General features: G+C 74.2%; 11 protein-coding genes and 1 pseudogene. All 12 read right to left on the reverse strand.

Features of this window, described 5'->3' with window-relative positions; all coding sequences use genetic code 11:
* Positions 1-9 precede the first annotated feature (9 nt).
* The 12 genes and pseudogenes from ACFVVO_RS10180 to ACFVVO_RS10235 all read right to left on the reverse strand — a co-directional run bounded on the left by ACFVVO_RS10180 (position 10) and on the right by ACFVVO_RS10235 (position 12,957).
* Positions 10-690: a response regulator gene (locus ACFVVO_RS10180; RefSeq protein ID WP_390053470.1), complete on the reverse strand. Its 681-nt coding sequence runs from the start codon at positions 688-690 to the stop codon at positions 10-12.
* The gene (locus ACFVVO_RS10185) at positions 687-2,081 is read right to left on the reverse strand and encodes a sensor histidine kinase (RefSeq protein WP_390053472.1); all 1,395 of its coding nucleotides are present in this window, start codon (positions 2,079-2,081) and stop codon (positions 687-689) included. The genes ACFVVO_RS10180 and ACFVVO_RS10185 overlap by 4 nt, the downstream gene beginning before the upstream one ends.
* Positions 2,082-2,289: 208 nt before the next feature.
* Positions 2,290-3,483 (reverse strand): annotated as a pseudogene (locus ACFVVO_RS10190) (acyltransferase); the annotation flags it as partial.
* A gap of 82 nt (positions 3,484-3,565) precedes the next feature.
* The gene (locus ACFVVO_RS10195; protein ID WP_390053473.1) at positions 3,566-4,576 is read right to left on the reverse strand and encodes an alpha/beta hydrolase; all 1,011 of its coding nucleotides are present in this window, start codon (positions 4,574-4,576) and stop codon (positions 3,566-3,568) included.
* A gap of 137 nt (positions 4,577-4,713) precedes the next feature.
* On the reverse strand, positions 4,714-5,619 hold the full coding sequence (locus tag ACFVVO_RS10200) for an alpha/beta hydrolase (protein WP_390053475.1): 906 nt from the start codon (positions 5,617-5,619) through the stop codon (positions 4,714-4,716).
* 310 nt (positions 5,620-5,929) lie between these two features.
* Complete coding sequence (gene kynU, locus ACFVVO_RS10205; protein WP_390053477.1) at positions 5,930-7,168, reverse strand: kynureninase; 1,239 nt, start codon at positions 7,166-7,168, stop codon at positions 5,930-5,932.
* Entirely contained in the window at positions 7,161-8,009 is an 849-nt protein-coding gene (locus tag ACFVVO_RS10210) for a tryptophan 2,3-dioxygenase family protein (RefSeq protein ID WP_390053478.1), read from the reverse strand. Before ACFVVO_RS10210 ends, kynU begins: the two co-directional genes overlap by 8 nt.
* 156 nt (positions 8,010-8,165) lie before the next feature.
* Complete coding sequence (locus ACFVVO_RS10215; protein ID WP_390053480.1) at positions 8,166-8,579, reverse strand: DUF3151 domain-containing protein; 414 nt, start codon at positions 8,577-8,579, stop codon at positions 8,166-8,168.
* A 330-nt stretch (positions 8,580-8,909) separates the two neighbouring features.
* Entirely contained in the window at positions 8,910-10,364 is a 1,455-nt protein-coding gene (locus ACFVVO_RS10220) for an MFS transporter (protein WP_390053482.1), read from the reverse strand.
* Between the two features lie 63 nt (positions 10,365-10,427).
* The gene (fbaA, locus tag ACFVVO_RS10225; RefSeq protein WP_390053484.1) at positions 10,428-11,450 is read right to left on the reverse strand and encodes a class II fructose-bisphosphate aldolase; all 1,023 of its coding nucleotides are present in this window, start codon (positions 11,448-11,450) and stop codon (positions 10,428-10,430) included.
* Positions 11,451-11,606: 156 nt separating this feature from the next.
* Positions 11,607-12,158, reverse strand: coding sequence for an orotate phosphoribosyltransferase (pyrE, locus tag ACFVVO_RS10230; protein ID WP_390053486.1), 552 nt, complete (start codon positions 12,156-12,158; stop codon positions 11,607-11,609).
* 10 nt (positions 12,159-12,168) lie between these two features.
* Entirely contained in the window at positions 12,169-12,957 is a 789-nt protein-coding gene (locus ACFVVO_RS10235) for an aldose 1-epimerase (RefSeq protein ID WP_390053488.1), read from the reverse strand.
* Positions 12,958-12,981: the final 24 nt, after the last annotated feature.

Consider the following 12,981-nt stretch of genomic DNA (forward strand, 5'->3'; position numbering starts at 1 on the left):
CGCCGGGCGTCAGTATCCGGACGGCCGCACCAGGCCCGACTCGTAGGCGAAGACGGCCGCCTGGGTACGGTCGCGCAGCCCCAGCTTCACCAGAATCCGGCCCACATGCGTCTTCACCGTCTGCTCGGCCACCACCAGCCGCCCGGCGATCTCCGCGTTCGACAGGCCCTGCGCGATCAGCGTCAGCACCTCCGTCTCCCGCTCTGTCAGGTCGCCGACCCGCCGCATGAGCGGGGGCCGGGGCGTGCCGTCCAGCCGGGAGAACTCGGCTATCAGCCGGCGGGTGATGCCCGGGGCGAGCAGCGCGTCCCCGGCGGCCACCACCCGGACCGCCTCGGCGAGCTGGTCGGCCGAGGCGTCCTTCAGCAGGAACCCGGAGGCCCCCGCGCGCAGCGCCTGGTACACGTACTCGTCGAGGTCGAAGGTGGTCAGCACCAGGACCCTGATGTCCGGGTGGTCGGTGGTGATGCGGCGGGTCGCCTCGATGCCGCCCAGCTCGGGCATCCGGATGTCCATCAGCACCACGTCGGGGGCCAGTTCGCGGACCTTGGCGATCGCGTCCAGGCCGTGCACCGCCTGTCCGACCACCTGGATGCCGGGCTTGGTGTCGAGCAGCACGGTGAAGCCCTGCCGGACCATCTGCTGGTCGTCGGCTATGAGTACGCGGATGGTGCCGGCGCCGCTCGTCATGGCGTCTGGTCTCCTGTCGTGGACGGGTGGGGCGGGTCGGGCGGATCGAGCACGTCGGGCGGGGAGGCGGGCGGGGTGCCGTCCCGCGGGAGGAAGGCCGCGACCGAGAAGCCGCCGTCCGGGGCCGCGGCGGCGGTGACACGGCCGCCGAGCATCGCCGCGCGCTCCCGCATGCCGAGCAGCCCGTGCCCGGCGCCCGGGGTGGGCGGTACGGGGCGGCGCGGGCGGGAGTTGGTCACCGCCAGCCGCAGCCCGTCCGGGCCGTGCGCGACCTCGACGCGCACCCTCGAACCCGGCGCGTGCCGCAGGGCGTTGCTCAGCGCCTCCTGCACGATCCGGTACGCCGACAGCTCCACCCCCGGGGCGCAGGGCCGCACCACACCGCTGACCTCGGCGGTCACGTCCAGTCCGGCCGCCCGGGTGTTATCGATCAGCGCGTCGAGCCGGTCGAGCGTGGGCTGGGGAGCGTCCGGTGCCGTACCGGTGCCGGGGTCGCCCAGGCCGTAGGGGTCCTCTGGGTTCTCCGAACGCAGCACGCCGAGCACCCGGCGCAGCTCGGTGAGCGCCTCCAGGGCGTTCTGCCGGATGCCCGCGAGGTTCTCGACCAGCTCCGGTGACGGATGCTCGACGAGATGCGGGGCCACCTGCGCCTGGATGGAGATGACCGACATGTGGTGCGCGACCACGTCATGCAGTTCCCGCGCGATCCGGCTGCGCTCCTCCAGCAGGGTGCGGCGGGCCCGCTCCTCGGTGGTGAGGGTGGTCTGCTCGACGAGTTCGGCGCGGGCCACCCGGCGGCCGCGCAGGGCGGCGCCGAGCACCACGACGACCGTGGACAGGATGACGGCGACGACCCCGGTGGGCTGGTATCGCGAGCCGCCCCACACGCCCTGCAGGAGCCAGGTGACCAGGGCGGTCAGGGCCAGTGCCTCGGCCGAGACCCGGGTGCGCACGCGCAGCGCGAGCAGCAGCAGGACGAGCAGGTGAGCGACGATGCCGGCCGCGGTCCAGGGCCAGGTGAACGTCACGCCGGCCACCATGGCCAGCCTGCCGTGCACCGCCACGGCGCCCACCACCGTCCCGGCCATCGACAGCCACCAGCCCGCGACGGGCCGCCACAGCGCGAGCACGATCGCACCGCCCTGCGCGAGGGCGATCACGAAGGCCGCTCCGGGCCGCAGGTGCCCGTCGTCCCCGAGCTGGGCCGTACCGCCGAGGGTGACCCCGAACGCGGCCAGGCACAGCAGGCCGTGCGGCAGCCAGCGCAGCCACACCGAGACGGGCAGCGGATCCGGCCGGAAGTCCCACAGGTCGTCGTGCAGCACCCGCATCCGGCGCCGCCACCGGCCCGCGGGCAGCGCCGGTGTCCGGCGGCCCCCCGTCTCCGTCACGCGGTCCACCCTAGGGCCTGTCGTCGAATTCCCGTCGTCCGCCCGGAGGGCGGGCCCTGCGGCGTCTGGTGCGTGCTCTCGGCGGGCCGGGCGGAAGTTCTCGTACTGGACGTACTTGGGCTTTCGCCCGGTGCGGCGAGAGTACGTGCCAGGCGTCGCGGGGCAGACGGGGATTCGACGACAGGCCCTGCCTGTCCGGGGAGCCCTGGATCCGGCGGTCCGCACCCGTGGTGCCCCGGTCGGCGGCGCGGTGCACATGGACGACCCGGGACCGGCCGGACGCGCCGCCGCTCACGGGTCGGTGGCGGGTTCCCTGCTCGCAGGAGCGGAACACCGCCCAGTACAGGGCGAGCACGGCGGTGAACACCGGGAGCCAGAGGAGCCGGGCCGCCACCCAGTCCGGGCCGTCCGGGTGGGTGTGCAGGCCGGGGAGGCGGCCGGTCAGGAGGGCGGTGGCCGTGGTGGTCATCAGGGCCGTCTGGTGCCACAGGAAGACGGTCATCGCGGAGAGGTTGACCAGGGCCACGGCCGCCCAGGCGAGCGGGCGGCCCATCGCCCGGCGCAGCCGGTCGCGCAGCAGGAGGGCGAGCCCGCACTGGGCCAGGCCGAAGGTCACGGCCGCCAGGGTCGGCGGGTTCAGGTTGGAGACGGGGGCGCCCGGCACTCCGACCATGGACGCGGGGTAGCCCGCGCACGTCACCAGCAGGACCGTGGCCGCCGTACCGCCGAGGAGCAGCACCCGGGCCGCGCGGCGGGTCTCCAGCTCACCACGGGTCCAGGCCGCGCCCAGGGTGTACGGCACCAGCCAGCCGGCCGCCACGTTCACCCAGCCCAGCCAGGAGGGGCCGGCGTGCAGGCCGAAGCGGACGATGTCCACGTGCAGGACGACCGCCAGCGGCCAGAGCGGGCTGAGCCGGACGAGCAGCGGGGTGGCGGCCGTGAGGGCGGCGAAGACCAGCAGGAACCACAGCGGGGACAGGGCCAGTTTGAGAAGCGTGTGCAGCGTCCCGAAGGGGGTGCCGGACAGCAGCAGGGCGGCGGCCGCCACCGTCCACAGGGTGAGGAGCGCGAGCACCGGCCGGAGCAGACGGGTCAGGCGGCCGCGCAGCCATACCCCGTACGACCGTCCTCGGGCCCGCGCCGAGGCGAGTCCGCGGGTCGCCACATGGCCGCCGACCAGGAAGAACACCGCGAGGGTCTGGAAGACCCAGGACACCGGGGCCAGCCACGGCAGCTGCTGCAACGGGCTCGCCGTGTGCAGTGCGCCGTCCCGCGGGACCAGGGCGGTGACCAGCCAGTGGCCGAGGACGACACCGAGGATCGCGAGGGCGCGCAGCGCGTCGACCGCGCGGTCCCGGGAGGCGGGGGTGGCGGCGTCCACGCGGTGGGCGCCCTGACGTATCGCGTGCGGCAGGCGCAGCGTGCGGCGGGGCCCTGTCGTCGCGGGGCGGGCGGGAGTCGGGCGACAGGGACTGGGAGCCGGCTCAGGCACGGGTCACCTCCGAGGTCTCGCCGAGGGTGATCCGGGCCAGGTTGGCGAGGGCGGCCGAGCCCGGGGTGAAGTAGCCGCTGTGGCCGGCGCCGGCGGCGTCGAAGATCCGGGCGCCGAAGGCCCGGGAGACCGGGTCGGTGCCGAAGCCGACGGTGGTGACCAGCAGGCCGGCCCGTACGTGCGGCACGTGGGCCACCCAGTCGCCGCTGCCGCGTGCCGCCCACACCCGGGCGTGGGTGTGCAGCCCGGCGACGGTGCCGGCGCCCGTGCCGGGGCTGCCGACCAGGACGATGTCGTCGACGCCCAGGCCGTGCGCGGCCCGGCCGCAGACGACGGAGCCGTAGGAGTGGCAGAGCAGGGAGACACGGGCACGGGCGGGGGCGAGGATGCGCAACCGCCCGGCGAGGGCGCGGAGCCGGGGCGCCGCTTCGTCGGCCCTGGCCGTGGTGGTCACCGTGGTGCTGACCGTGCCGGGGGTCCGGTAGCCGAGCCAGGCGACCACGGCGACGCGGGTGCCGGCGGGGGCGCGGTGCGTGAGGTCCTCGTACAGGGCGGCCGCCGCCCGGTGGAAGCGGGCGTAGGTGTCGATCGAGGTGTCGGAGCCGGGTACCAGGACGGCGATGCGGTCGGCCCGGCGCAGCTCGCCGAGGACCTCGGTGGCCTGGCCGGGGCCCCGGCCGTCGAAGGCGAGGAGGTCGCGGGTGGCCAGGGCCCGGTCGGCGGCGGCCCTGCGCACGTCGCCGTGGGCGGCGGCCATTGCGGCGGCCTCGGCGGCGTTGGCGCGGTTCGCCGCGTAGGCCGACCGCAGGGTGGCCGCGGTGGGCGGGGCGTGGCCGGCCGGGAGCGGGGCGGGGATCGTGGAGTGCGCGGCGGCGGTCAGGGCGACGACCGTCGCGGCGGTGAGCAGCGCCCGGCTCCGGATCCGGAACCGCCCCGGCCGCCGCCGGCCCCGGCGGGGCGGCGGCGGGTGCGGACCGGTGGCGGGTGGCGACGCTTGCCCCATGGTGGCTTCCCTTCGCAGAGCCCGGCCATCGGGCTTGTCGAGAAGGGAAGTTAGGAGTCGGAGGGCGTCGCCGGCGTCCCACCAGGGAGCTGTCCCGCGGGGTAGCTCTCAGGTACTACGGGTATGACCGGGGCGGCTCACCAGGCGAGTTGGGCGATCTCCTCGGCCACCACCGCGCAGGCGTCCGTCGACGGGTCGATGAGCGGGAAGTGACCGACGTCCGCGAGCAGGGTCAGGCCCACCAGCTCGCCCGCCTTCTCGGCGGCGTCCGCGTACGACTCGGCCACCGGCTGCGGCACGACCAGGTCGGCACGCCCCTGGACCAGCGTCGTGGCGATGCCGCTCGGGAGGAGCAGCACGGGGTCGGCGTACGGCCGGCGCTCGGCGAAGTGGTCGTGTCCGCCGAGGAGTTGCAGGGACGCGTTGCCGCAGACGTCCAGCTTCTCCGCCACGTCGAAGTCGGCGATCGGGGCGAGGGCCACCACGCCGCGCAGCGGGGCGGGGCCGTCGGTGCGCCAGGGGGCGTCGGCGGGCAGGACGTGACGGGCGGCGGCCCACAGGGCGAGGTGGCCGCCCGCCGAGTGCCCGGTGAGGACGGTGCGGCTCGGGTCGGCCTGCGGGAGCGCCTCGCGGACCAGGCCGGGGAGGGCGTCCAGGGCGGCGGCCACGTCGTCGAAGGTGTCGGGCCAGCGGCCGGCCGGCGGGGTCGCGGCTTCGGGGCCGGGCCCGGCGCCCTGGTTCCGCTCGGGGACCAGGGGCTCGCCGCCGCGCCGGTACTCGACGTTGGCCACGGCGAAGCCGGCGCGGGCCAGGTGATCCGCGAACGGGGTGACGTGGCGGCGGTCGTAGCGGGCGCGCCAGGCTCCGCCGTGCAGGACGACGACCAGGGGGGCGCCGGGGGTGTCGGTCCGCGGGGCGTAGAGGTCGATCACCTGGTCGGGGTGGTCGCCGTAGGCAACGGTGACGTCGGGGTCGACCTCGGGGTGCGAGAAGGCCGACTCCTCTTCGGCGGCGGCGCGGGCTGCTGCGGCGTCGTCCGGCATGCTCCAACCTCTCAGCGGCGGGATGGGATTGGCGGACCTGGTGGGTACGGGTCGGTACGCATCGTCGGCCGTTGGCCGGGACGGTATCAGGCGGGTGACGTGGGCCGACATGGGGATGTCACGCAGGGTGCCCGGGGTCGGGGCCGGGCCGGCCGGGGGGCGCCTGCCCGCGCTTGCGGGGTGCCTCCCCCACCCTCCCACGCGTGCCGCCCTGGGGTCCCCCAGGGCGGCACGCGTGCCCGTAGCCGGGGCGGCACGGCCGCCCGCGGCCCAGGAGCACGGGGCGTCAGCGGCCCCCGGCGTCACGTCGTCACCCGGTCCGGGCCAGCAGCTCTCCCAGTACCCGGGCCGCGCGTTCGGTGTCCGCGAAGCCCACGTACAGCGGGGTGAAGCCGAAGCGGAGGATGTCGGGGTGGCGGAAGTCGCCCACCACGCCCCGCTCGATCAGCCGCTTCATCACCTCTCCGGCGATGGGGGCACCGCCCGTTCGAGCGAGGTCGGGACCGGGGGAACAGCGCAGGGCGATCTGGCTGCCCCGCTCCGCGTGCGGCCCGGGGGTCACGCACTCGGTCCGGCCGGGCTCGGTGTACGCGGCGACGCACTCCAGGAAGAAGTCCGTCAGCGCCAGGGACTTGGCGCGGACCGCGTCGACGGAAACCCCGTCCCACACCTCAAGGGCGGCCTCCAGGGCCAGCATGGAGAGGATGTCCGGAGTGCCGACCCGGCCGCGTGCGGCGCCCGGTGCCGGGGCGAAGGACGAGCTCATGGCGAAGGGCTCGGCATGGGAGGTCCAGCCGGGCAGGGGCGAGTCGAAGCGGTCCTGCAGCTCCCGGCGCACATACAGGTACGCGGGCGAACCGGGGCCGCCGTTCAGGTACTTGTAGGTGCAGCCGACCGCCAGGTCGACCCCGTGTTCGTCCAGGCCCACCGGCAGCGCGCCCGCGCTGTGGCACAGGTCCCAGACCACGAGGGCGCCGGAGGCGTGGATCGCGGCGGTGAGGCCGGGCAGGTCGTGCAGCCGGCCGGAGCGGTAGTCGACGTGGTTGAGCAGTACCGCCGCCGTGCGGTCGCTCAGCGCGGCGGGCAGCTCCGCCGGGGTCACCGGGCGCAGGGTGCGGCCGGTCATCCGGGCCGCCGACTCGGCGATGTAGCCGTCCGTGGGGAACGTCGTCGCGTCGACGAGGAGTTCGTCGCGGCCGGCGTCCGCCATCCGGACCGCCGCCACGACCGCCTTGAAGACGTTGACGCTCGTGGAGTCGCCCACCACGATCTGGCCCGGTGCCGCGCCGACGAGCGGGGCGATCCGGTCGCCGATCCGCTCCGGCGCCGTCCACCAGCCGCCGTCCTCCCAGGAGCGGATGCGCCGCTCGCCCCACTGCCTGCGGACCACGTCAGCCACCCGGTCCGGGACGTTCACGGGCAGGGCGCCGAGGGAGTTGCCGTCCAGGTAGACCACGTCGTCGAGGACGAAACGCTCACGCAGCGGGGCCAGTGCGTCCGCCGCGTCCAGTTCCTTGGCGCGCAGGGCGAGTTCGGGACGCTCAGACATGGGACCTCGCCGTCCACAGCTCGGGGAAGACGTTCTTGCGGGCGCGCTTCTCCAGCCAGGCCACGCCCGCGGAGCCGCCCGTGCCGGCCTTCGCGCCCATCGCGCGGCGGGTGGCGACCAGGTGGTCGTTGCGCCAGCGCCAGACCAGTTCGGCCACGTCGGACAGGGCCTCGCCGAGACGCACGGGTTCGCCGTCCTGGTCGCCGGAGTAGACCGCGGCCCAGGCGGACTCGACGGCGTCCGAGTGCTCGTAGCGCCGGGAGACGTCCCGGTTCAGGACCGAGGCGGGGATCGCGTGGCCGCGGCGGGCGAGGAGCCGCAGGACCTCGTCGTACAGGCTCGGCTCGTGCAGGGCCTTCTCCAGCTCCGCGTGCGCGCGGGGGGCGCCGCGGTGCGGGACCAGCATCGACGCGGACTTCTCGCCGAGCAGGAACTCAAGACGGCGGTACATCGCCGACTGGAATCCGGATCCCTCGCCGAGGGCGCCGCGGTACGAGTTGAACTGCGCCGGGGTGAGCTGGCCGAGCGGCTTCCACGAGGCGTTCAGCGCCTCCAGCTCGCGTACGGAACGCTTCAGCGCGGCGATCGCGGTCGGCACGTCGTCCTGGCGGAGGGCCTTCGCGGCGGTCTCCCACTCGTGCACGACGACCGTGAACCACAGCTCCATGACCTGGGTCGTCACCAGGAAGACCATCTCTCCGGGGTCGTCGGAGAGGGTGTGCTGGAGGTGGGTGAGCACGTCCGCCCGGACGTAGTCCTCGTAGGGCGTCGTACCCGCGAAGTCGAGATGCGGGGTCTCGGGCTCAGCGGCCTCGTGAGGGGGGCGAGCCTGTTGCGACATCGCTGTCTCCTGTTGTTGCTCCGGGTGGCGGTCCGCCCCTGCCGATGCCGGCACGGGGGCCCCGGTCCCCACCCCGCATCCTCCGCAATCACTCCGGTCACGGCAAGGCCCGCCTGCTGCCAGACGGGCCACACAGGTGACGCCGTGGCCGGCCGGTCAGCCGAGGGTCTGGGCCGCCGCGGGCGAGGAGTCCTTCAGGAACTGGGAGCAGCGCTCGTACTCCTCCTGCTCGCCGATCGCCTGGGCGGCGCGGGCGAGGCCGTGCAGGGCGCGGAGGAAGCCGCGGTTGGGCTCGTGCTCCCAGGGCACCGGGCCGTGGCCCTTCCAGCCGCTGCGGCGCAGGGCGTCCAGGCCGCGGTGGTAGCCCGTCCGGGCGTAGGCGTACGACTCCACGACCGCGCCCCGCTCGAACGCCTCGTCGGCAAGCTGGGCCCAGGCGAGGGAGGAGGTGGGGTACTTGGCGGCGACGTCCGTGGGGGCGGTGCCGGTCGCGAGGAGTTCGCGGGGCGCCGGGTCGTCGGGGAGGTGGGTGGGGGGCGGGCCGCCGAGGAGGTTTTCGTGAATCGTCATGGCTCCAGTCTGGCGCACGTGTCGTTCTACGGCGGGGTCGTCCCGGTGTCTGCCGCTTGCCGGGTGCCCTGCGCTGGTGCGGTCGGGCTTACCCGGCGCTTCCTTGGTGCCCGGCGCCGTTGCCGCCCGGGCGGTGTTTCGCCTGCCCGCGCTCACGGGGTACCGCTGCGCCCGCCCGTGCCGCCCCTGGCGGCACGGGTGCCCGCAGCCGGGGCGGCCAGGGTGCCCGCCGCGGCGGGCGGGACCGCGACTCCCCAGGGGCGCGGGTAACCGCGCGACCAGCCCCCACGCCCCTGCGGCCGAAGCGCGACCGGCTCCACGCACCCACGGCTAAGTACGGCGCCCGGACTCCAGCGGCGGAGCCGCGACGTTGCAGAACGTCCTGCAGTCCGGGTGGCGGCAGCCGGGGGGCGGGCGGCGGATCAAGGTGAAGGCCAGCACCGCGCCCAGCAGCAGCACCCCCGCACAGATCGGCATCGCCCGGGAGAACGCCGCGTCGAAGGCCACCGGGGACCGGTACGCCTCCGGCCCCATACCCGTCAGCAGCGGCAGCGCGGCCACGGCGACCAGGCCCGCCGCCCGGGCCGCCGCGTTGTTGATGCCGCTGGCCAGGCCCGCCCGGGCGGTGTCGACGGAGGCGAGCACCGTGGCGGTCAGCGGGGCGACCAGGGTGACCATGCCGGCGCCCATGACGAGCAGCGCGGGCAGGACGTCGGTGAGGTAGTCCGCGTCCACGCCCACCCGCAGCATCAGCAGCATCGCCGCCGCGCAGAGCAGGGGCCCCACGGTGAGCGGCAGCCGCGGGCCGGTGCGGTCGGCCAGGGCGCCCGAGCGGGCCGAGAACAGCAGCATCAGGACCGTGGTCGGCAGCAGGGCCGTACCGGCCTGGAGGGGCGAGTAGCCGGACACCACCTGGAGCTGGAGCGCGGTCAGGAAGAAGAAGCCGCCGAAGGCCGCGTACACGCACAGCGTGACCAGGTTGACCGCCGTGAACCGGCGCGAGGCGAAGATGCCGGGCGGGAGCATCGGGTCCGCGCGGTGCTTCTCGACGTACACGAAGGCCACCGCCGCGGCCAGGCCGAGGACCGCGCTCACCGCCACCCCCCGCCCGCCGCCGCCCGCCTCGATCAGGGCGTACGTCAGCAGGGCCAGGGCGAGGGCCCCGAGGCCGGCGCCGAGGACGTCGAAACGGCCCTTGCCGGGGCCGGAGGCGGACTCCGGTACGTGCCGCACGGCGATCGGCGCGCACAGCAGGGCGAGCGGCACGTTGAGCAGGAACACCCAGCGCCAGCCGGGTCCGTCCACCAGCCAGCCGCCCAGGAACGGGCCGACGGCCGCGCCGACCCCGCCGAAGCCGGACCAGAGGCCGACCGCCCGGCTGCGGTCGTCCGGGTGGAAGGAGGCCTGGATGAGGGCGAGGGAGCCGGGGGTGAGCAGGGCGCCGCCGACGCCCTGCAGGGCACGGGCGGCGATCAGTACCACGGGGTCGGGTGCGAGGCCGCAGAGCAGGGAGGCGGCCGCGAACCAGACGACGCCCAGCACGAAGACCCGACGGCGGCCGTAGCGGTCCCCCAGGGAGCCGCCCAGAAGGATCAGGCCGGCCAGCGTGACCATGTACGCGTTGACCGTCCACTGCAGGGCGGCGAGGCTCGCGTCGAGATCGCGGCCGATGGTCGGCAGCGCCACGTTGACCACGGTGGAGTCCAGCATGGCCATGCTGGAGCCGAGCACCGTGGTGAGCAGGATCCACTTGCCCTGGGACGAGCCCAGCCGGACATCGGGCATGTTCCAGATATACAGCGGGCCCGGTGCCGAGGCACCGAGCCCGCCGAAGCCGCCGTACGCGACTTACTTGATCTTGTTGCCCGCCGAGCGCAGGTTCTGCGTGGCCTCGACGACGCGCGCGGCCATGCTGCCCTCCGCCAGCTTGCCCCAGGTGCGCGGGTCGTAGGTCTTCTTGTCGCCGACCTCGCCGTCGACCTTCAGGACGCCGTCGTAGTTCTTGAACATGTGGTCGGCGACCGGCCGGGTGAAGGCGTACTGGGTGTCCGTGTCGATGTTCATCTTCACGACACCGTTCTCCAGCGCGGTGAGGATCTCCTGCTCGGTGGAGCCGGAGCCGCCGTGGAAGACGAAGTCGAACGGGGCGGCCTTGCCGAACTTGGCGGACACGCCGTCGGCCAGTTCCTTCAGCAGCTCGGGGCGGAGCACGACGTTGCCCGGCTTGTAGACGCCGTGCACGTTGCCGAAGGAGGCGGCCAGCAGGTAGCGGCCCTTCTCGCCCAGGCCCAGGGCCTCGGCGGTGCGGATCGCGTCCTCGACCGTGGTGTAGAGGGAGTCGTTGATCTCGTGGGAGACGCCGTCCTCCTCGCCACCGGTCGGGGTGATCTCCACCTCGAGGATGATCTTCGCGGCGCGGGCCTGCTCCAGCAGCTCCTGAGCGATCTCCAGGTTGTCGGCGAGGGTCTCGGCGGAGCCGTCCCACATGTGCGACTGGAACAGCGGGTCGAGGCCGGCCTCGACGCGCTTGCGGGAGAGCGCCAGCAGCGGACGCACGTACCCGTCGAGCTTGTCCTTCGGGCAGTGGTCGGTGTGCAGCGCGATGTTGACCGGGTACTTCTCGGCGACGATGTGCGCGAACTCGGCGAGCGCGACGGCGCCGGTCACCATGTCCTTGCTGTACTGGCCGCCCAGGAACTCGGCGCCACCCGTGGAGATCTGGACGATGCCGTCGCTCTCCGCCTCCGCGAAGCCGCGCAGGGCGGCGTTCAGGGTCTGGCTCGAGGTGACGTTGATGGCCGGGTAGGCGAACTTGCCTGCCTTCGCCCGGTCGAGCATCTCGTTGTAGACCTCGGGGGTTGCGATGGGCATGGTCCGCTCCTTGGAGTGTGCGGGTTGGGGTTCTGCGTACTACGGCCCTGACCTAGACCTTGGGTGTGACGTCATCGTCGTCCCCATCTTTCCAGACATGAGCCGGTGCCAGGCGCTCCGGTCAAGCCACGGGCAAGTCCAGGTCAATTCCGGGCGTCAGTCCAGACCCAGTTCATCCTTCGAGAAGGCGAAACGGTACGGAACGCCCGCACCGGCCTCGATCTTCTCCGCGGCTCCGGTGGCCCGGTCGACGATGGTCGCGACGGCGACGACCTCGGCACCCGCCTCGCGCACGGCCTCCACGGCGGTGAGCGGCGAGCCGCCGGTGGTGGAGGTGTCCTCCACCACGAGCACGCGCCGGCCCGCGATCTCCGGTCCCTCCACCCGCCGCTGCAGGCCGTGCGCCTTGGCCGCCTTGCGGACGACGAACGCGTCGAGCCGCCTGCCGCTCGCGGCGGCCGCGTGCAGCATGGCGGCCGCGACGGGGTCCGCGCCCATGGTGAGGCCGCCCACCGCGTCGAACTCGAGGTCGGCGGTCAGGTCCAGGAGCACCTGGCCGACCAGCGGGGCGGCCTCGCCGTCGAGGGTGATGCGGCGCAGGTCGACGTAGTAGTCGCCCTCGAGACCCGAGGAGAGGGTCACCTTGCCGTGCACCACGGCCTTGTCCTTGATCTGCTGCAGCAGCGCGCCGCGTACGTCGTCCGTCATGCCGCCCAGCTTAGAGGCGCCGCCAGGTCCAGGTGGTCGTCGCCTCCAGCGGATCCAGCGGGGTGACCAGGCGCGGGAGGGTGTTCAGGCCGTTGGGCGGGCCGGTCTGCGGCTCGACGCACACGGCCTCGGCCTGCTCGTCGTAGACGACCACCCACTCCTCGCGGCCGGCCACCTTCAGCTCGAGCTGCCCGGGCCAGGTGAGGGTGACGTCGACGCCGCCGGGCATGCCGAAGCAGTCGTCCCAGGGGCCGGGCCCGGGGTCGACGCGGTTGCCGGTGGGCAGGTGGTCGGCGCCGCGCTCCTCCTGCCAGGCGGGCTTGAAGTCGAGCCGCACGTCCGCGCCGTTGAGGTTGCGGTGGAACCAGGGGTGCCAGCCGATCTGCGCCGGGAAGGAGTCGTCGTACGCCTCCACCGACATGGTCAGGGTCAGACTGTCCCCGGTCAGCGTGACCACCTGGGTGACCCGGCCGCGGTACGGCCAGGGGTCGGTCAGGTCGTACGTGATGACGGCCTCGTCCGCCGACACCCGGGCGGTGCGCCAGGCGCCGTCGCGCGCGGTGCCGTGGATGGCGTGCGGCGGGGAGTTGAGGGGCATCTGGCGGACGGTGGCGCCGTCCAGGAAGCGGCCCTCCCTGATCCGGCCGCACCAGGGCACCATCGGGAAGCAGCCGTAGCGCTCGCCCTGGCGCAGCAGCTCCACGCCGCCGATCCGGAGCCCACCGATACGGCCACCGTTGCCGGGCCGCACGCTCACTTCCGCGTCGCCCGCGGTCAGCGTGATGTCTTCGTTACTCACATGACGACCCTACTTGGACGATCA

The organism is Streptomyces sp. NPDC058145 (assembly GCF_042884245.1).
Lineage (GTDB): Bacteria > Actinomycetota > Actinomycetes > Streptomycetales > Streptomycetaceae > Streptomyces.